Raw genomic sequence first — 19,727 nt, 5'->3', positions numbered from 1 at the left:
GAAGAACTCAGGGCCACCGCGCTTATCGAGAATGAACGCGTTGCCTGGGCGTTTTTCGCGAGCAAGCTCGCTCCTACAAAAAGCCTTAACTGACTGGCATTAGGGCAAGCCCCCTGCCACATTTTGATCTCTGTTCACATTGGATCAGTGGTGTTTGAGGATCAGGCGCCAGGCAACGCCAGCTGCGGATTGACGAAGTCAAACGCCGCCAACTGAAAGCCTTGCTCATCCGCCTGCAACGCCCAGCCCTGCTTGTCCCAATCCCCCAGCACAATGCGCTTGGCCGCCTGGTCGCCAATCTGCAGCTTATGGATCGCCGGGCGGTGCGTGTGGCCGTGGACCAGGGTGCGCACGCCGAACTGCTGCATCACCCGCGGCACTTCCTCGGGCGTCACATCGACAATGTCGTTGGCCTTCATGCGCGTTTGCGCGCGGCTTTCACTGCGCAGCTTGCGCGCCAGCCGATGGCGGGTGCGCAACGGCAGGTGACGCAGGATAAACAGCACGATGGGATTACGCAGGATGCGCCGCAGCTTCATGTAGCCAAGGTCGCGGGTGCAGAGGCTGTCGCCGTGCATCAACAGCACGGGTTCGCCTGCGAGCTGCACGACACTCGGGTCCTTGAGCAAGGTGGCGCCTGCCGCTTTGCAGAACGCCTTGCCGAGCAGGAAGTCGCGGTTGCCATGCATGATAAAAATCGGGGTGCCGCTGTCGCTCAGCTCGCGCAGAGCCTCGCAGATCGAACGCTGGAAGGGCGTCATCCCATCGTCGCCAATCCAGGCTTCAAAGAAGTCCCCCAGAATGTACAACGCCTGGGCGCCACGGGCGCGGTTGTGAAGCAGATCCAGAAACGCCCGGGTAATGTCCGGGCGCTCCTCTTCCAGATGCAAATCTGAAATCAGTAATATCACTCAACGATCTCGGCTTTCTCGACGATCACGTCTTCGACCGGAACGTCCTGGTGACCGGCCTTGGAGGTGGTCGACACGCCTTTGATCTTGTCGACAACGTCCTGGCCTTCGGTGACTTTACCGAACACGGCGTAGCCCCAGCCCTGTACGTTCTTGCCGCTGTGGTTCAGGAAGGCGTTGTCGGCCACGTTGATGAAGAACTGCGCGGAGGCCGAATGCGGCTCCATGGTACGGGCCATGGCGACGGTGTACTTGTCGTTGGAAAGGCCGTTGTCCGCTTCGTTCTGGATGCTTGGGCGCTTGTCTTTCTTTTCTTTCATGCCAGGCTCGAAACCGCCGCCCTGGACCATGAAGTTACCGATGACACGGTGGAAAACCGTGTTTTCGTAGTGGCCGGCCTTAACGTACTCGATGAAGTTGGCGACGGTGATCGGCGCTTTCTCGGCGTTCAGCTCGATGACGATGTCACCGTGGTTGGTGGTCAGTTTGACTTGAGTCATGTTCACTACTCTTTTCAGGGAATTCGTGGGTTTGGACGCCTGGGGCGCCTTACCTGTCTGGCTAAACGGCGGCCAAGGCGCGCAGTTTAGCGTGCCCGGCAGGAATTTCGAGGTGGTTTTTTACCGCCCGGTTAATTAAAGCAGCAGTTTTTGGTCGTGACCTGTCAGTGTCTTGACAGCATCAGCTATGATATCGCCTTTGTTTTATCTGGCCCCAACCGGCCACGAACCTGTCTGTTCAAGGATCCTATGAGCAAGCCCACTGTCGACCCTACCTCGAATTCCAAGGCCGGACCTGCCGTCCCGGTCAATTTCCTGCGCCCGATCATCCAGGCGGACCTGGATTCGGGCAAGCACACGCAGATCGTCACCCGCTTCCCGCCAGAGCCCAACGGCTACCTGCACATCGGTCACGCCAAGTCGATCTGTGTGAACTTCGGCCTGGCCCAGGAGTTCGGTGGCGTCACGCACCTGCGTTTCGACGACACCAACCCGGCCAAGGAAGACCAGGAATACATCGACGCCATCGAAAGCGACATCAAGTGGCTGGGCTTCGAATGGTCCGGTGAAGTGCGCTATGCCTCCAAATACTTCGACCAGTTGTTCGACTGGGCCGTCGAGCTGATCAAGGCCGGCAAGGCCTACGTCGACGACCTCACCCCGGAGCAGGCCAAGGAATACCGTGGAACGCTGACCGAACCGGGCAAGAACAGCCCGTTCCGCGACCGCTCCGTAGAAGAGAACCTCGACTGGTTCGCCCGCATGCGCGCCGGTGAGTTCCCGGACGGCGCCCGCGTGCTGCGCGCCAAGATCGACATGGCCTCGCCGAACATGAACCTGCGCGACCCGATCATGTACCGCATCCGCCACGCCCATCACCACCAGACCGGCGACAAGTGGTGCATCTACCCGAACTACGACTTCACCCACGGCCAGTCGGACGCCATCGAAGGCATCACCCACTCCATCTGCACCCTGGAGTTCGAGAGCCATCGTCCGCTGTACGAATGGTTCCTCGACAGCCTGCCGGTCCCGGCGCACCCGCGTCAGTACGAGTTCAGCCGCCTGAACCTGAACTACACCATCACCAGCAAGCGCAAGCTCAAGCAACTGGTGGATGAAAAGCACGTACATGGCTGGGATGACCCGCGCATGTCCACACTTTCGGGCTTCCGTCGCCGTGGCTACACCCCGGCCTCGATCCGCAACTTCTGCGACATGGTCGGCACCAACCGTTCCGACGGCGTGGTCGATTTCGGCATGCTGGAATTCAGCATCCGTCAGGACCTCGACGCCAACGCCCCGCGCGCCATGTGCGTGCTGCGCCCGTTGAAAGTCGTGATCACCAACTACCCCGAAGGCCAGGTCGAGAACCTCGAACTGCCGCGTCACCCGCAGAAAGATGAGCTGGGCGTGCGCAAGTTGCCATTCGCCCGCGAGATCTACATCGACCGTGACGACTTCATGGAAGAGCCGCCAAAAGGCTACAAGCGCCTGGAGCCAAACGGCGAAGTGCGCCTGCGCGGCAGCTACGTGATCCGTGCGGACGAAGCGATCAAGGACGCCGACGGCAACATCGTCGAGCTGCGCTGCTCGTACGATCCGGACACCCTGGGCAAGAACCCTGAAGGCCGCAAGGTCAAAGGCGTGGTCCACTGGGTGCCTGCCGCTGCCAGCATCGAGTGCGAAGTGCGCCTGTACGATCGTCTGTTCCGCTCGCCAAACCCTGAGAAGGCTGAAGACAGCGCGAGTTTCCTCGACAACATCAACCCTGATTCCCTGCAAGTACTCACTGGTTGTCGTGCCGAGCCATCGCTTGGCGACGCACAGCCGGAAGACCGTTTCCAGTTCGAGCGCGAAGGCTACTTTTGCGCGGATATCAAGGACTCGAAACCAGGCGCTCCGGTATTCAACCGTACCGTGACCTTGCGAGATTCGTGGGGCCAGTGATTTAAGGGAAACATCGTGCTAACGATCTACAACACGCTCAGCAAGACCAAAGAAGTCTTCAAGCCGCTGGATGGCAACAAGGTGCGCATGTACGTGTGCGGCATGACCGTGTACGACTACTGCCACATCGGCCACGGCCGCAGCATGGTTGCCTTCGACCTGGTGACCCGCTGGTTGCGTTTCAGCGGCTATGACTTGACGTACGTGCGCAACATCACCGACATCGACGACAAGATCATCAACCGTGCCAACGAAAACGGCGAGTCGTTCGACGCGCTGACCGAGCGCATGATCGCCGCCATGCACGAGGACGAGGCGCGCCTCAACATCCTCAAGCCGGACATGGAACCGCGTGCCACGGACCACATCCCCGGCATGCACGCCATGATCCAGACCTTGATCGACAAGGGTTACGCCTACGCTCCTGGCAACGGTGACGTGTACTACCGCGTCGCCAAGTTCATGGGCTATGGCAAGCTGTCGCGCAAGAAAATCGAAGACCTGCGCATCGGCGCGCGCATCGAAGTCGACGAAGCCAAGCAGGATCCGCTCGATTTCGTGCTGTGGAAAGGCACCAAGCCCGGCGAGCCGAGCTGGGAATCGCCATGGGGCGCCGGGCGTCCGGGCTGGCACATCGAATGCTCGGTGATGTCCACCTGCTGCCTGGGCGAGACCTTCGACATTCATGGCGGCGGCAGCGACCTCGAGTTCCCGCACCACGAAAACGAAATCGCCCAGAGCGAAGCCGCCACCGGCAAGACCTACGCCAACGCCTGGATGCACTGCGGCATGATCCGCATCAATGGCGAGAAGATGTCCAAGTCCTTGAACAACTTCTTCACCATCCGCGACGTGCTGGAAAAGTACCACCCGGAAGTGGTGCGTTACCTGCTGGTGTCCAGCCACTACCGCAGCGCCATCAACTACTCCGAAGACAACCTCAAGGACGCCAAGGGCGCCCTGGAGCGGTTCTACCACGCGTTGAAAGGCCTGCCATCCGTGGCGCCGGCCGGCGGCGAAGCCTTCGTGGCACGCTTCACCGAAGTCATGAACGACGACTTCGGCACACCGGAAGCCTGTGCGGTGCTGTTCGAGATGGTGCGCGAGATCAACCGTTTGCGCGAGAGCGATCTCGACGCAGCGGCGGGCCTGGCGGCTCGCCTGAAAGAACTGGCCAGTGTGCTGGGCGTGCTGCAGATGGAAGCCGACGAGTTCCTGCAGGCCGGCGCCGAAGGGCGTGTGGATGCGGCTGAGGTCGATGCGCTGATCCAGGCGCGTTTGGCGGCTCGTGCCAGTAAAGACTGGGCGGAATCCGACCGTATCCGTGACCAACTGACCGCGATGGGTGTGGTGTTGGAAGACGGGAAGGGCGGGACTACCTGGCGGCTGGCTGATCAGGCCTGATTGACTGCTGAATGAAAAACGCCCCGACTGGTTCGGGGCGTTTTTTTGCATACCGTTTTAGTGAGCGGCTCACCCGATCCCGTGTGGGAGGGGCGGCGCGACGATTCGACTTGCTCCCGATAGCGGTTGGGTCAGCCAACATACCTGCCAACAGTGCCGCCGCCTTCGAAGCCTCGCTAAAGCTCGACATCTCCCACAGGGGATCAGCGTTGCCCACGAAATCTGCAGCCGGTCTGCTTCCTGCCTGCCAACCGCAATCAAATGTGGGAGGGGGCTTGCTCCCGATAGCGGTGTTTCAGCCAACACCTCTACCAACAGTGCCGCCGCCATCGAAGCCTCGCTAAAGCTCGACATCTCCCACATTTTTAACCGTGTTCGCCTCAGCGCTCAGCGCCGGCTGCTGACTTCGGCGGGGACGTCATCACCGGCCATGCGTTTGCGGAACAGCGCCGTTCGCGCCAGCAGCAGTGTGGTGACCGGCACGGTGATCGCGAGCAAAATCGGAATCAACCAGCCATGCAATACCGGCCCGGACTTGAGCACCGAAAAGTAGATGATCGACGCCAACGCCACGCTCCACGCGCCCAGCGTCGAGGCCAGTGCCGGCGGGTGCATGCGCTGGAAGAAGTCTTTCATGCGCAGCAAGCCAATCGCGCCGATCAACGCAAATACGCTGCTCAACACCAGCAGCACCGCGACGACGATTTCCATCCACAACGGCATCATTCAATCACCTCCCCACGCAGCAGGAATTTGGCCAGGGCAAACGAGCCGACGAAGCCGAACAGCGCAATCAGCAACGCCGCTTCAAAGTAGGTGTCACTGGCATAACGAATACCCAGCACCAGCATCATCAGCATCGCCAGGATGTACAGGTAGTCCAGCGCCAGTACCCGGTCCTGGGCTGAGGGGCCTTTGAACAGGCGTACCAGGGTCAGCACCATGGCCAGGGAGAACAGGAACAGGCTGATCAAGATTGCGTTGGAGAGCAGGGCGCTCATTCGAAGATCTCCATCAATGGCCGCTCGTAGGCGCTTTTGAAATGCGCGATGAAGGCCGCTTCGTCATCCAGGTCGAAGACGTGCAGTAGCAGGATGCTGCGGTCCAGCGCCAGTTCCGACCAGATGGTGCCGGGCACCACGGTGGTGATCATCGACAGGGCCGCCAGGCCGTTGGCGTCGCGCAGGTCCAGGGGGATCTTGAGAAAGCGCGAGCGCGGCGGGCGCGAGCCGGCTCTCAGCACGCCCCAGGCCACTTGCAGGTTGGAGACGATGACATCGCGACCCACCAGGAAGAACAGGCGGATGATCACCCCAGGACGGCGGATGCGGATCGGCAGCGGACGCAGTGGCGCCATCAGCAGTGGGGCGAGAAAACCCAATACAGCGCCCAGCAGCAGGTTGCCGGGGCTGACGGACAGGTTCAACACCAGCCACAGCACCCACAAGGCCATGGACAGCCACGGGGCAGGGAACAGGCGCTTCATGGTTGCACCTCCAGGGCGGCCGTCTTGGCTTCGGGGCTTGGGACTGGACGCGTCGCCATCACCGCCATCACATAGCGTTCCGGGTTGTTCAGGCTTTCGGCAGTGGCTTGGGTGTAGCGCATCAATGGCTCGGCCTTGAACGTCAGCAGGATGCTCAGGCCCAGCAGGAAGAAGATCGGCACGCATTCATAGCGGCGCAGCAAGGGCGATGGACGCTCTTCCGGGGTCCAGAAGCGTTGGATGCCCAGGCGGGCGAACGCGATCAGCGAGGCCAGGCCGGACAGGATCAGCAAGGCCATCAGGCCCCACGCGGCAGGTCGGATCGGGCCTTCCAGGCCGCTGCCCAGGCCCAGTGGATTGACCAGCGCACTCAACAAACTGAGCTTGCCGATAAACCCGGACAGCGGCGGCATGCCGATGATCAGCAGGGCGCAGGCGACAAAGCTCAAGCCCAGGAACGCCATGGTCCACGGAATCACTTGGCCGACCACGGCTTTTTGCTCGTCATCGAGGTTCACACCGGGACGCGGATGCAGGGATTCCATGGCCTTGGGCAGTGCGTCGATTTCTTCATCCAGCGGCAGGTCGTTGGCCGAGCGCGAACGCTCGATCAATTCGGCCAGCAGGAACAGCGCACTCAACGCCAGGGTGGAGCTGACCAGATAGAACAGCGCCCCGGCGGTCAGGCTTGGCTGGGCGAAACCAACGGCCGACAGCAGGATCCCGGCCGAGACCAGGATGCTCAAGCTGGCCATGCGCTCGAGCCGCTGCGCCGCCACCATCGCCAGCGCCGCGCAGATGATCGTGGCCATGCCGCCGTACACCAGCCAGTCGCCGCCAAACAACGCCGACGCGCCGGCCTGGCCGGAGAACAACAGGGTCCACAGGCGCAGCACGGTGTACACGCCGACCTTGGTCATGATCGCGAACATCGCTGCCACCGGCGCACTGGCCGAGGAGTAGGCGGGGGCCAGCCAGAAGTTCAGCGGCCACATGCCGGCCTTGGCCAGGAATGCGGTGGCGAGGATCGCCGCACCGGCATGCAGCAGGCCACGATCCGCCTCGGGGACCAGAGGGATTTTCAGTGCCAGGTCAGCGAAATTCAGCGTGCCGGTCACGCCGTAGATCATCGCCGCGCCAATCAGGAACAGCGACGACGCCAACAGGTTGATCGCGATGTAATGCAGCCCCGACGACACCCGCGCCCGGCCCGAGCCGTGCAGCATCAAGCCGTAGGACGCCGCCAGCAGCACCTCGAAGAACACGAACAGGTTGAACAGGTCCGCCGTGAGGAACGCGCCGTACAGGCCCATCATCTGGATCTGGAACAGCGCATGGAAGCTGGTGCCGGCGCGGTCCCAACGGGCCATGGCGAACAGCAGCGCGCTCACGCCGATGATCCCGGTGAGCACCAGCATCAGCGCCGAGAGCTGGTCGACCACCAGCACGATGCCGAACGGCACCTGCCAGTTGCCCGGCAGGTACACGCCAATCGAGCCGGGGCCGCCTTTTTGCGTCCAGTACAACAGCAGGATCGCGATGCCCAGGCCAATGACGCTGGAGAACAGGTTGATCCTGGCCTTCAGCGGGCGGCGTTTTTCGCCGAGCATCAGCATCAGCGCGGCGGTGAGCAACGGCAGCAGGATCGGGGCGACGATCAGTTGGTTGACCCAATTCATTCCTTGGGCTCCCGGCCGTCCACATGGTCAGTGCCGGTCAGGCCCCGTGACGCCAGCAGCACCACCAGAAACAACGCGGTCATGGCGAAGCTGATCACGATGGCCGTGAGCACCAGGGCCTGGGGCAGGGGATCGGTGTAATTGAGCAGGTCCTGGGGCACGCCGTCCTTGATGATCGGCTCCTTGCCGATAAACAGGCTGCCCATGCTGAAAATGAACAGGTTGACCCCGTACGACAACAGGCACAGGCCCATCACCACCTGGAACGTCCGTGGCCGCAGGATCAACCAGACGCCGGAGGCCGCCAGGACCCCAATGGCAATTGCGATGACTTCTTCCATCAGGCGGCTCCTTCGGTGGCGGCGACTACTTTGGCCTGGTTGCTCGGTTTATGCGCGCGCACCGACTGGTGGCCGAGGGCGGTGAGCATCAGCAGCGTCGAGCCGACGACCATGGCGTATACGCCCACATCGAAGAACAACGCGCTGGCAACATGAATATCGCCCAGCAGCGGCAGGCTGAAATGCCAGGTATGGGTGGTGAGGAACGGGTAGCCGACAAACAACGCGCCGATCCCGGTCAGCGTCGCCGAGAACAGGCCGAAGCCCATCCAGCGCATCGGCCGCAGGCTCATCTGCGCCTCGACCCACTGGGTGCCGGCAACCATGTATTGCAGGATAAACGCCACCGACATCACCAGGCCGGCGACAAACCCGCCGCCCGGTTGGTTGTGGCCGCGCATGAACAGGTAGAACGACACCACCAGCGCAATCGGCAGCAGCAGGCGCACCAGCACCGCCGGCACCATCATGAAGCCCAGGGCGGTGTCGCTGGCCTGGCGCGGGTTGACCAGGTCGGTGGCCACGTCCGGCGCCAGTTGACGCTGCTGTGGCGGCAGCTCCATGCTTTCCTTGGACGGGCGGAAACGACGCAGCAGGGCGTACACCGTCAGCGCCACGGCGCCGAGCACGGTGATTTCGCCGAGGGTATCGAAGCCCCGGAAGTCCACCAGCATCACGTTCACCACATTGCTGCCACCGCCCTCGGGCAGGGCGCGGCTCAAGTAGAACGAGGAAATATCGTTTGGCGTCTGGCGCGTCAGCATCGCATAGGACAGCAGCGCCATGCCGCCGCCTACCACGGTGGAGAGCAGGAAGTCGCGCAGACGACGGATGCGCGCCTTGCGCAGCGAACTGGGCAGCGGCGAGACCTCTTCGATCCGCCGTGGCAGCCAGCGCAGGCCGAGCAGGATCAGTACGGTGGTGACCACTTCCACCACCAACTGGGTCAGCGCCAGGTCCGGCGCCGAGAACCACACGAAGGTGACGCAGGTCATCAGGCCGCACACGCTGACCATGGTCAGGGCCGCGAGCCGGTGGTACTTGGCTTGCCAGGCGGCGCCGAGGGCACAGGCAATCGCCAGTAGCCACAGGGTGACGAACACGATGGAGCCCGGGATCTTCGGGCGGTCGCCCCAGCTGAGGCCGCTGTTGAGCATCGGGATCATGGCGCCGATCACTGCGACGATCACCAACAGGAACAATTGGGTCTGCAGGCGCTTGGTGCTGATGCGTTTCTCGATCCTGCGCACGCCGCGCATCATCACCACCAGGCTGCGCTCGAAGCCGCGCTTGCCGTTGAAGTAGCTGATGACCGGCGGGTACTTGAAACGGCCGCGCTTCAGTTGTTTGCGTAGCAGTAGGTAGAGCACCACGCCACCGGACATGGCCACCAGGCTCATGATCATCGGTGCATTCCAGCCATGCCAGATCGCCAGGCTGTATTCCGGCAGCACGCCGCCGACCACCGGCAGCGCCGCGGCGGCGAGGATCGAACCGACCACCTGGGCCGGGAAGATGCCCACCAGCAGGCAGGTGAATACCAGCAGCTCAACCGGGGCGCGCATCCAGCGCGGGGGTTCGTGAGGTGTGTGGGGCAGGTCGGTGGCGGGCGGGCCGAAGAACACATCCACGGTAAAGCGCAGGGCGTAGGCCACGCTGAACGTGCCGGCGATGGTCGCGATCAGGGGCAGGGCGATTTCCACCCATTGGGTCGACGAGATAAACACGGTTTCAGCGAAGAACATCTCTTTGGACAGGAAACCATTGAGCAATGGCACGCCGGCCATGGATGCACTGGCCACCATCGCCAGGGTCGCGGTAAACGGGATCAGGCGCACCAGGCCACTGAGCTTGCGGATGTCCCGCGTGCCGCTTTCGTGATCGATGATGCCTGCCGCCATGAACAGCGAGGCCTTGAAGGTGGCGTGGTTGAGGATATGGAACACCGCGGCGACGGCGGCCAGCGGGCTGTTGAGGCCCAGCAGCAGGGTGATCAGCCCTAGGTGGCTGATGGTGGAATAGGCTAAAAGGCCTTTGAGATCATTCTGGAACATGGCGCAGTAAGCGCCGAGGAGGAGGGTCAGGGCGCCGGCACCGCCGACGATCCAGAACCATTCTTCGCTGCCGGACAGCGACGGCCACAGGCGGGCCAGCAGGAACACGCCGGCCTTCACCATCGTTGCCGAGTGCAGATAGGCAGACACCGGGGTCGGTGCGGCCATGGCGTGGGGCAGCCAGAAGTGGAACGGGAACTGCGCGCTTTTGCTCAGGGCGCCGATCAGCACCAGCGCGAGCATCACCGGGTACAGCGAATGCGCGCGAATCTGCTCGCCCGCCGCCAGCACCTGGTCCAGCTCATAGCTGCCGACGATATGCCCCAGCAGCATCACGCCCGCCAGCAGGCACAGGCCGCCCGCGCCGGTGACCATCAAGGCCATGTACGCACCACGACGCGCATCGGCGCGGTGGTGCCAGTAGCCGATCAACAGGAACGAGAACAGGCTGGTCAGTTCCCAGAAGAACACGATCTGGATCAGGTTGCCGGAAATCACCAGCCCGAGCATGGCGCCCATGAAGGCCAGGAAAAACGCGAAGAAACGCGGCACCGGATCGTCCGGCGACATGTAGTAGCGCGCATACAGCGACACCAGCGCGCCGATGCCGAGCACCAGCATCGAGAACAGCCAGGCGAATCCATCCATGCGCAGCACGAAGTTCAGCCCAAGGCTGGGCAACCACATGAATTCTTCGCGGATCACGCCACCGTGGGCGATCTGGGGGTAGAGCAGGGCGACTTGAACGGTTCCGACCAGGGCCACAAGGCCAGCCAGCAGGGATTCGGTGTTACGTGCATTGTGCGGCAGCAAGGCCGCCAGACAGCTGCCGATAAAAGGCAGAAGCAGTAGAACTATCAGGGACATAGGCTTCTAATCTGCGGGAGTTTGGGATGCATCATACGTGCCGCTTTGTCGATCACCAAACGGCAACATGTGGCAGGATCCTACAAAGTAGGTCGAAAACTCCCGTTTGGCATTGTTTCGGACCCTAGCCCTGTTGCTCCTGTTCCCGCTCATCCTGCAACTCGATGGCCTTTTGCCCTTTTGTCTTGATCTCACTCACAATCACCGCCACCACAATCAACGCCGCCCCCAGCATGGCAATCGGCGGGAACCGCTCGCCGGCGATCCGCCCGACTACCCCGGCCCACACCGGCTCACCGGCATAGATCAACGTGGCCCGTGTCGGCGAAACGCTTTGCTGCGCCCAATTCATGGCGACCTGGATCACCGCACTGGTCAGGCCCAGGCCCACGGCGCTGAACAGCAGCAGCCAGGAGAACCCCGGCAGTGCCTCGCCCATTGGCACCACCATCAAAAACGACAGCAGCGACGCCGTCGCCAGTTGCACCACCGTCACCCGGCGTACGTCCACTTGCCCGGCGAACGCACTGATCAAAATGATTTCCGCCGCTATCGCCACGGCACCGATCAGGGTGGCGATTTCCCCGGGGCTGAAATTCAGCGAAGCCCCGGCGGGACCGGTCAGTAACATCAACCCGGCAAACGCCAGCATGATGCCGATGCTTGGCATCAACCCCGGGCGCCGGCCCAGCACCAGCCATTGCAGCAGCGGCACGAACGGCACATACAGCGCGGTGATGAACGCCGATTGGCTGCTCAGGATCGTCTGCAGGCCAATGGTCTGCAAGCCGTAGCCGAACATGATCGCTACGCCGATGAACACGCCCGCCTTCAGCTCGAACAACGTCAGGTCGCGCAGGGTACGCAAGGAAAAGAACCCGACCACAATCGCCGCCGCTGCAAAGCGCAGGCCCACGAAAAACATCGGTCCGCTGACAGTCATGGCATGCTGCACCAGCAAAAACGTGCCGCCCCAGATCATGGTGATAAACACCAGGATGCACTCGGCTTTGCTGAAACGGTGGAAACGCGAGGGGGAGTTCGGCGTGGTCATGGCGGCTCGGTCTTGCAAGGGAAAGGCACGGACCGCACAATGCGCCGCACGCTGGGCAGTATACTGCGCACACCCACCCATTGAGCAATATAGTGCACAAAGAAAATCCACAACGGGCCTCGGTCCTGCAGCACGTCAGCCAGAACGTTCGTCGCCTGCGCCACGCCGCCGACCTGAGCCAGACTGCGCTCTCGGAAAAGTCCGGGGTCAGCCGGCGCATGCTGGTGGCCATCGAGGCCGGGGAAAAGAACGTCAGCCTGTCCACCCTCGACCGTGTGGCCGAAGCGTTGGATGTGGCGTTCAGCGACCTGATCCAGGCACCGGATGTGCGCGATCACAGCCGCATCAACGAACTGGCCTGGGCGGGGGAAATCGACGGCAGCAAGGCGGTGTTGCTGGCCAAGGCCACGGCGCGGCGCGAGGTCGAGTTATGGGAGTGGCGCCTTGAACCGGGCGATCGTTATTGCCCGGACCCCGACCTGGAGGGGTGGAGCGAGCAACTGTTCGTCTTCGAGGGCAGCCTGACGTTGGTGGTCGGCGAGCAGGAAAATACCATCGGCGCCGGCGAATTCTTCATGTTCGCCAGCCACCAGCCCCATGCCTATCGCAATGACGGCCAGGTCGCCGTGCGCTTTGTGCGCAATGTGGTGATCTAACTGTTTACCAGCCAACAGTGGATGGACACTTTGCTGGTTTGAAACTGCGGTTGTACGCCTGTTTACGCAGCAACCGGCTGATTTTACTGACGATTAAATTCAGGCACGACTCCTGCAAACACTCCAGTATCCCCTCGGAGCCTGGAGTCGGCCCATGTCTGCCCACCCTCAACAACCTGCCCATATCATCCGCTCGGACGCGGAGGCCATCGAGGTCGCCAAGCGCCTGGCCGAACGCTTTGCCGTCGACGCCAGCGCGCGCGACCGTGAGCGTCGCCTGCCCGTTGCCGAACTGGACGAGTTTTCCGCCAGCGGCCTGTGGGGCATCACCGTTCCCAAGGCCTATGGCGGCGCCGGGGTGTCCTATGTGACGGTGGCCGAGGTGATCAAGTTGATCTCCGCCGCCGACCCGTCATTGGGCCAAATCCCGCAGAACCACCTGGGCGTGGTGGACATCCTGCTGCAAACCGCCACCGAGGAACAAAAGCGCCACTACTTTGGCAAAGTCCTGGCGGGTTATCGCTTTGGTAACGCCTTCTCCGAGGCCAAGAGCAAAAACGCCGGCACCTTCGATACCCAGATTCGCTTCCACGGCGACACCGCGCAAATCAACGGCGAGAAGTTCTACTGCACCGGCGCGCTGTTCGCCCACATCGTGCCCACCGTGGGTAATAACGAAAAGGGTCAGGCCTTCATCGGCCTCGTCGAGCGCGATGCGCCAGGCCTGACCGTCATCGACAACTGGGACGGCTTCGGCCAGCGCACCACCGCCAGCGGCGGCGTGACCCTCGACGGTGTGAGCGTGCCCTTGAGCGCGGTGATTCCCGCCCACCTGGCGTTTGACCAACCCACGGCCGATGGGCCGATTTCGCAAATTATCCAGGCGGCGGTCGACACCGGCATTGCCCTCGGCGCCCTTGAACAGGCAAAAATCTTTGCGCGGCAGGCCCGTCCGTGGATCGACAGCCAGCAGGATCACGGTTGGCAGGACCCGTTCACCATCGCCGCCATCGGCGACCTGGAGTGGCGTGTGCACGGCACCGAAGCGATCCTCGCCAAGGCCGGCCTGGCCGTCGACCGCGCCCTCGCCGAACCGAATGAAGACACCGTCGCCCAGGCTTCACTGGTGGTCGCCCAGGCCAAGGTCCTGTCGGCCGAAACTGCCTTGCTCGCCAGCAGCAAACTCTTCGAACTGGCCGGCACCCGCTCGGTCACCGCCAAGCACAACCTCGACCGCTTCTGGCGCAACGCGCGGACCCACACCCTGCACGACCCGGCCCGCTGGAAATACCACCTGATCGGCAATTTCGTGCTCAACGGCGTCAAGCCTGCGCGCCACGCCTGGAACTGAGGACCTGACCCATGACCGCCCTGACCCTCGCACGCCAACTGCTGGACAGCACCCGTCGCCACGTCGAAAAAAGCGACGACCCCTACGTGATCAGCCGCTTCGGCGATTGGCAGATTCGCGTGGATGTAGCGGCCGCCTTGCTTGAACGCGCCGAAACCGATCCAAGCCCGGTCGCCGTCACCGAAGCGCAGATCGCCGCCGCTGAAGCCTTGCTCTTTGCCAGCAACACCGAATTCGAACTGACCGGCCAACGCACCGCGCTGCCACCGACCCTGGATGATCCGTTGCGCTGGAAATACCAGGTCGTCGGCAACTACCACCTCAACGGAGTGCTGTGATGTCCCGTGAAATCCGCTTGAACGCCTTCGACATGAACTGCGTCGGCCACCAATCGCCGGGCCTGTGGGCGCATCCGCGCGATCGCTCGTGGCAGTACAAGGACCTTGAATACTGGACCGACCTGGCGAAGATCCTTGAGCGCGGCAAGTTCGACGGCCTGTTTATCGCCGACGTGCTGGGCATCTACGACGTGTACAACGGCAATGGCGACGCGGCGATTCGCCAGGCGACCCAGGTGCCGGTCAACGATCCGTTGTCGCTGATCGCACCGATGGCGCTGGTCACCGAGCACCTGGGTTTTGGCCTGACCGCGTCGCTGTCGTTCGAACACCCGTATCCGTTTGCACGCAGGCTGTCGACCCTCGACCACCTGACCAAGGGCCGCATCGGCTGGAACATCGTCACCTCCTACCTGGAAAGCGGCGCCAAGAACCTTGGCCAGAAAGCCCAGACCGAACACGACGCCCGCTACGACTATGCCGAGGAATACCTGGAGGTCTGCTACAAACTCTGGGAAGGCAGTTGGGAAGAGGGCGCGGTACTGCGCGACCGCGAACGTCGGATCTTCAGCGACCCGAGCAAGATCCACGAGATCCGCCACGTCGGCAAACACTTCCAGGTGCCCGGCATCCATCTGTGCGAACCCTCGCCGCAGCGCACGCCGGTGCTTTACCAGGCCGGTGCTTCCAGCCGTGGCAAGCAGTTCGCCGCCGAGCAGGCCGAATGCGTGTTCGTTGCCGCGCCGTCCAAGGTGCTGCTGAAAAAGACCGTCGCCGACATCCGCCGCCGTGCGGCCGAAGCCGGGCGCGACCCGAAGAAAATCCTGATTTTCAACTTGCAGACCGTGATCGTCGACGAGACCGACGCCAAGGCCAAGGCCAAATTCGACGAATACAAATCCTACGCCAGTTATGAAGGCGCGATGGCGCTGATCTCTGGTTGGACGGGCATCGATTTCAGCCAGTTCAAGCCGGATGAGCCGCTCAAGCACGTGCACACCAATGCGATTCAATCGGCGGTGGAAGCTTTCTCCACGGCGGACCCGAACAAGGTCTGGACCCCCAGCGAACTGGCCGATTGGGTCGGTATCGGCGGCTTTGGCCCGCTGTTCGTCGGCGGCCCGGAAACCGTGGCGGACCTGTTGCAGGAGTGGGTCGAAGAGACCGACGTGGACGGATTCAACCTCGCCTATGCGCTGACCCATGAAACCTTTGTCGACGCCGTCGAATGGCTGGTGCCGGAGTTGCAGAAGCGCGGCGTGTACAAGACCGAATACGCCCAGGGCACATTGCGCGAGAAGTTGTTTGGCGACGGTGCAAGGTTGGGTGCGAACCACCCGGGCGCTGGCTATCGCGATCTATCGAATGCACATAAATCCAATGTGGGAGGGGCGGTGCGACGATTCGACTTGCCCCCGATGGCGTTGGCTCAGTCAAAGGTGTTCTAACTGACACACCGCCATCGGGAGCAAGCCGAATCGTCGCACCGCCCCTCCCACAGTTGTCCTGTGTCGATCCAAATAATCAAGCCAGCGGACCACCGCACGCACACCCCCCAATAGGAGCAACCCCCTATGAGCGTGCACGAACCAACGGCCCTCCTGGAACACCTGCGCCACTGGGCGCAACTCACACCGTTGCACATCGCCCTGCGCCACAAGCGCCAGGGCCAGTGGTACGCCTGGCGCTGGATCGACACCTTGCGCGATGTCGAACGCCTGGCCGATGGTTTGCGCCAGCAAGGTTTCAATCAACAGTCACGCTTGGTGCTCAGCGGCGCCTTTGAGCCGAACCTGCTGTTGCTGGCGTTGGCGGCCCAGTCCGTCGGCGCACAGGTACTGACGCTGGCCGATAACCTCGAGCCGCAGGCCTTGGAGCAACAGCTGTGGCGTATTCATCCCAGCCATGCCTACGTTCAAGGTCGCCAGCGCGATTGGACCTTCACCCAGCGGTTGGATTTCGCCCAACTGCTCGGCCCCGTCGACCCGGCGCAACACCTGCAGCGCTGGTGGCAGCCCGCCGGTGAAACCGCGTTGTGGAGCGAGGAGGGCACCCACTGGCAAGGCGGCCTGGCCGTGGTGCTGGAGCAGTGGCTGAGCAGCGGCCACGGCCTGGCCTTCCCGGAAAGCCTGGCCTCGGCGCGACGTGATCGCAGCGACGTCGCGCCCACCGGCCTGCTGCTGTCGCCCGCCCATTTGCTGCACCTGGCCGACGAGATCGAAAGCCGTCTGCCACCCCACGGCACCTGGCGTCGACGCCTGTGCGACTGGGCCATTGCCCACCCGCACAGCGGCCTGCGCCGCCTGCTGAAAAACCGCGTGCGCACACTGTTGGGCTTCCAGCGCCTGGCCTATATCTGGCAGCCCCTCAAATCCAATGCCGAGCCGACGTGGCTCGCCGAATTCAAACGGGAACGTGCATGAGCCAAGCCATTCTCCAGGTGCGGGACATCTCGCTGTCGTTCAAGGGCGTCAAGGCGATCAATGGGTTGTCGTTCGAGGTGGCGCGCGGGGAAATCTGCGCGTTGATCGGGCCCAACGGTGCCGGCAAAAGTTCATTGCTCAACGTCCTCAACGGCGTGTATCGCTTCGATGCCGGCGAGATCGTGTTCGAGGCGCAGCATTTCCAGCGTATCGACCCCCTGGGCGCCGCGCGTCGAGGCATTGGCCGTACCTTCCAGAACAACGCCCTGTTCAAGAAAATGAGTGTGCTCGACAACATCCTCACCGGCCTGTCGCGGCATATGCACACCAGCCTTATCGAACAGGCCCTCGGCTTGCCCCGCGCACGCCGTGAAGCCGACGCCTTCCGCCTGCGCGCCCAGGGCATCCTTGAATTCCTGGAGCTGCAAGCCTACCGCGATGTGCTGGTGGGCAACCTGTCCTATGGCCTGCAAAAGCGTGTGGAACTGGGCCGTGCATTGATCGCCGGGCCCAGCCTGTTGCTGCTGGACGAACCCATGGCCGGCATGAACGCCGAGGAAAAACAGGAAATGGCGCGCTTTGTCGCCGACGTGAACCGCGACCTCGGCACCACCGTGGTGTTGATCGAGCATGACATGGGCGTGGTCATGGGGCTGTCCGACCATGTTGTGGTGCTCGACTACGGGCGCAAGGTCGGCGACGGCACCCCTGCCGAGGTGCAGGCCAATCCCGAGGTGATCGCGGCCTACCTGGGAGTGACGCACTGATGACGTTCTTCTTCGAAACCCTGCTCGGCGGCCTGCTCGCCGGCACCATGTATTCCCTGGTCGCCATCGGCTTCGTGCTGATCTACAAGGCCAGCGGCGTGTTCAATTTTGCCCAGGGCTCGATGCTGCTGTTTGCCGCGCTGACCTTCGTCAGCCTGCACGACCAGGGCGTGCCGTTTGCCCTGGCGTTGCTGTTGACGGTGATCGTGATGATTGTCGGCGCCTTGCTCATCGAGCGCCTGGTGCTGCGGCCGTTGGTGAACCGCTCGCAGATCACGCTGTTCATGGCGACGCTGGGCCTGTCGTTCATTATCGAAGGCCTGGCCCAGGGCGTGATGGGCTCGCAGGTGCGCGCTCTGGACCTGGGCATCGACGATGTACCGCTGTTCGTCGGGCCGCTGATGCTCAGCCAGTTCGACCTGATCGCCGCGGCCGTGGCCGTGGTGCTGGTGACGGTGCTGGCGCTGCTGTTCAACAAGACCCGTATCGGCGTGTCGCTGCGCGCGGTGGCGGATGACACCACGGCGGCGCTGTCCATCGGCATCAACCTCAACCGCATCTGGCAGATCGTCTGGGCGGTGGCCGGCATCGTCGGGCTGGTGGCGGGGTTGTTGTGGGGGGCGCGCCAGGGCGTGCAGTTTTCGCTGTCGCTGGTGGTGCTCAAGGCCTTGCCGGTGTTGATCATCGGCGGCTTCACCTCGATTGGCGGGGCGATTGTCGGCGGGCTGATTGTCGGCGCAGCGGAGAACCTCGCCGAGGTGTATATCGGTCCGCTGATCGGTGGCGGCATCACGCCGTGGTTCGCCTATGTGTTGGCGTTGTCCTTCCTGTATATCCGTCCCGCCGGCCTGTTCGGCGAGCGCGCCATCGAGCGAGTCTGAAAGCATGTCGATCCCTGTTGCTGAACACACCGCCCCCTTGCTGCTGGTCCAGCGGCGCGTGCCCTGGAGCCTGCTCGGCCTGCTGGCACTGGCGTTTATCGTGGTGCCGCTGTGGGGCAATGACTATTGGCTCAACGCGATCCTGATCCCGTTCCTGGTGCTGTCACTGGCCGGGCTGGGCCTGAATTTACTCACCGGCTATACCGGGCAAACCTCGGTCGGTGCCGCCGGGTTCATGGCCGTCGGTGCCTTCGCCACCTATGGGTTTTTGCTGCGCCTGCCTGAGCTGGGCCTGCCGGTGGCGCTGCTCGGCGGTGGGATCATCAGCGCGCTGGTCGGGCTGCTGTTTGGCTTGCCCAGCTCGCGGATCAAAGGCTTCTACCTGATGGTCACCACGCTGGCCGCGCAGTTTTTCCTGGAGTGGCTGTTCGTCAAATTCCCCTGGTTCTACAACTACGGTTCGTCCGGAACCATTTCGGCGCCGAAGCTGGCGTTGTTCGGCCATGACCTCAACACGCCGCTGGGCCGCTACTGGCTGACCCTGGTCACGGTGCTGTTGTTGACCTGGGCCGCGGTCAACCTGGTGCGCAGCCAGGTGGGCCGCAATTGGATGGCGATCCGCGACATGGACACCGCCGCCGCCGTGGTCGGCATCCCGGTGGTGCGCTACAAGCGCCTGGCGTTTGCGGTCAGTTCGTTCTACCTCGGCATCGCCGGCGCGTTGTGGGCGTTTGCCTACCTGGGCACGGCCAGCGCCAGCAGCTTCGACATCAACCGCTCATTCCAGATCCTGTTCATCATCATTATCGGCGGCATGGGCAGCATTGCCGGCAACTTCGTCGGCGCGGCATTCATCAGTTTGCTGCCGATCTTCCTCAGCCATGCCGGGCAGGCGTTGTTCGGTGGTGCGGTGGATGCCGGGCAGTTGCAGAACCTGCAGAAAATCATTTTTGGCGTGTTGATCATCGTGTTCCTGATCAAGGAACCCGAGGGCTTGATTCGCCTGTTGCATAACCTTCGCGATCGGCTGCGTCAGTGGCCCCTACGTTTCTGACTGAATAAGAG

Annotated in this window: 19 protein-coding genes; 10 read left to right on the top strand and 9 right to left on the bottom strand. The window is 62.7% G+C overall.

The window, feature by feature from the left end; translation table 11 throughout:
• Positions 1–161: 161 nt before the first annotated feature.
• Positions 162–911 (bottom strand): UDP-2,3-diacylglucosamine diphosphatase, encoded by a 750-nt coding sequence (lpxH, locus tag BFP99_RS23990; RefSeq protein ID WP_027606286.1) that lies wholly within the window; start codon positions 909–911, stop codon positions 162–164.
• Entirely contained in the window at positions 908–1,411 is a 504-nt protein-coding gene (locus tag BFP99_RS23985; RefSeq protein WP_065927032.1) for a peptidylprolyl isomerase, read from the bottom strand. The genes lpxH and BFP99_RS23985 overlap by 4 nt, the downstream gene beginning before the upstream one ends.
• 249 nt (positions 1,412–1,660) lie before the next feature.
• Between BFP99_RS23985 and BFP99_RS23980 the strand changes: the two genes are divergently transcribed.
• Positions 1,661–3,361, top strand: a complete 1,701-nt coding sequence (locus BFP99_RS23980) for a glutamine--tRNA ligase/YqeY domain fusion protein (protein WP_065948373.1) — start codon at positions 1,661–1,663, stop codon at positions 3,359–3,361.
• A gap of 15 nt (positions 3,362–3,376) precedes the next feature.
• Positions 3,377–4,765, top strand: a complete 1,389-nt coding sequence (cysS, locus tag BFP99_RS23975) for a cysteine--tRNA ligase (protein ID WP_065948372.1) — start codon at positions 3,377–3,379, stop codon at positions 4,763–4,765.
• Between the two features lie 387 nt (positions 4,766–5,152).
• On the opposite strand, the gene BFP99_RS23970 is transcribed toward cysS, so the two are convergent.
• The 7 genes from BFP99_RS23970 to BFP99_RS23940 form a co-directional block, all read right to left on the bottom strand.
• On the bottom strand, positions 5,153–5,491 hold the full coding sequence (locus tag BFP99_RS23970) for a Na+/H+ antiporter subunit G (RefSeq protein WP_065948371.1): 339 nt from the start codon (positions 5,489–5,491) through the stop codon (positions 5,153–5,155).
• Positions 5,488–5,766, bottom strand: coding sequence for a K+/H+ antiporter subunit F (locus BFP99_RS23965; RefSeq protein WP_065927036.1), 279 nt, complete (start codon positions 5,764–5,766; stop codon positions 5,488–5,490). The genes BFP99_RS23970 and BFP99_RS23965 overlap by 4 nt, the downstream gene beginning before the upstream one ends.
• Positions 5,763–6,251 (bottom strand): Na+/H+ antiporter subunit E, encoded by a 489-nt coding sequence (locus BFP99_RS23960; protein WP_065948370.1) that lies wholly within the window; start codon positions 6,249–6,251, stop codon positions 5,763–5,765. The genes BFP99_RS23965 and BFP99_RS23960 overlap by 4 nt, the downstream gene beginning before the upstream one ends.
• A complete protein-coding gene (locus tag BFP99_RS23955) occupies positions 6,248–7,930 on the bottom strand; it encodes a monovalent cation/H+ antiporter subunit D (protein ID WP_065948369.1) in 1,683 nt (560 codons plus the stop codon). The genes BFP99_RS23960 and BFP99_RS23955 overlap by 4 nt, the downstream gene beginning before the upstream one ends.
• Complete coding sequence (locus BFP99_RS23950; protein ID WP_003192163.1) at positions 7,927–8,271, bottom strand: Na+/H+ antiporter subunit C; 345 nt, start codon at positions 8,269–8,271, stop codon at positions 7,927–7,929. The genes BFP99_RS23955 and BFP99_RS23950 overlap by 4 nt, the downstream gene beginning before the upstream one ends.
• A complete protein-coding gene (locus tag BFP99_RS23945; RefSeq protein ID WP_065948368.1) occupies positions 8,271–11,192 on the bottom strand; it encodes a monovalent cation/H+ antiporter subunit A in 2,922 nt (973 codons plus the stop codon). The genes BFP99_RS23950 and BFP99_RS23945 overlap by 1 nt, the downstream gene beginning before the upstream one ends.
• Positions 11,193–11,316: 124 nt before the next feature.
• Complete coding sequence (locus BFP99_RS23940) at positions 11,317–12,246, bottom strand: DMT family transporter (RefSeq protein ID WP_027606294.1); 930 nt, start codon at positions 12,244–12,246, stop codon at positions 11,317–11,319.
• 92 nt (positions 12,247–12,338) lie between these two features.
• On the opposite strand from BFP99_RS23940, the gene BFP99_RS23935 reads away from it, so the two are divergent.
• The 8 genes from BFP99_RS23935 to BFP99_RS23900 all read left to right on the top strand — a co-directional run bounded on the left by BFP99_RS23935 (position 12,339) and on the right by BFP99_RS23900 (position 19,716).
• On the top strand, positions 12,339–12,902 hold the full coding sequence (locus BFP99_RS23935) for a helix-turn-helix domain-containing protein (RefSeq protein ID WP_027606295.1): 564 nt from the start codon (positions 12,339–12,341) through the stop codon (positions 12,900–12,902).
• A gap of 154 nt (positions 12,903–13,056) precedes the next feature.
• Positions 13,057–14,253 carry an SfnB family sulfur acquisition oxidoreductase gene (locus tag BFP99_RS23930; RefSeq protein ID WP_027606296.1) on the top strand — a complete coding sequence of 399 codons (1,197 nt, stop codon included), beginning with the start codon at positions 13,057–13,059 and terminating at the stop codon, positions 14,251–14,253.
• 11 nt (positions 14,254–14,264) lie between these two features.
• Complete coding sequence (locus BFP99_RS23925; RefSeq protein ID WP_065927040.1) at positions 14,265–14,591, top strand: acyl-CoA dehydrogenase; 327 nt, start codon at positions 14,265–14,267, stop codon at positions 14,589–14,591.
• Positions 14,591–16,039: an LLM class flavin-dependent oxidoreductase gene (locus tag BFP99_RS23920; protein ID WP_065948367.1), complete on the top strand. Its 1,449-nt coding sequence runs from the start codon at positions 14,591–14,593 to the stop codon at positions 16,037–16,039. The genes BFP99_RS23925 and BFP99_RS23920 overlap by 1 nt, the downstream gene beginning before the upstream one ends.
• 126 nt (positions 16,040–16,165) lie before the next feature.
• Positions 16,166–17,014 carry an AMP-binding protein gene (locus tag BFP99_RS23915; protein ID WP_065948366.1) on the top strand — a complete coding sequence of 283 codons (849 nt, stop codon included), beginning with the start codon at positions 16,166–16,168 and terminating at the stop codon, positions 17,012–17,014.
• Positions 17,011–17,781, top strand: a complete 771-nt coding sequence (locus tag BFP99_RS23910) for an ABC transporter ATP-binding protein (protein WP_065927043.1) — start codon at positions 17,011–17,013, stop codon at positions 17,779–17,781. Before BFP99_RS23915 ends, BFP99_RS23910 begins: the two co-directional genes overlap by 4 nt.
• Positions 17,781–18,662 (top strand): branched-chain amino acid ABC transporter permease, encoded by an 882-nt coding sequence (locus BFP99_RS23905; protein WP_027606301.1) that lies wholly within the window; start codon positions 17,781–17,783, stop codon positions 18,660–18,662. The genes BFP99_RS23910 and BFP99_RS23905 overlap by 1 nt, the downstream gene beginning before the upstream one ends.
• A gap of 4 nt (positions 18,663–18,666) precedes the next feature.
• Entirely contained in the window at positions 18,667–19,716 is a 1,050-nt protein-coding gene (locus BFP99_RS23900; protein ID WP_065948365.1) for a branched-chain amino acid ABC transporter permease, read from the top strand.
• Positions 19,717–19,727 lie beyond the last annotated feature (11 nt).

It is taken from the genome of Pseudomonas sp. 1 R 17, from assembly GCF_900067035.1.
In the GTDB taxonomy this organism is placed as follows: domain Bacteria; phylum Pseudomonadota; class Gammaproteobacteria; order Pseudomonadales; family Pseudomonadaceae; genus Aquipseudomonas; species Aquipseudomonas marginalis.
Note: the sequence above shows the minus strand (reverse complement) of the source record. Positions and strands in the feature narration are given on the sequence as shown.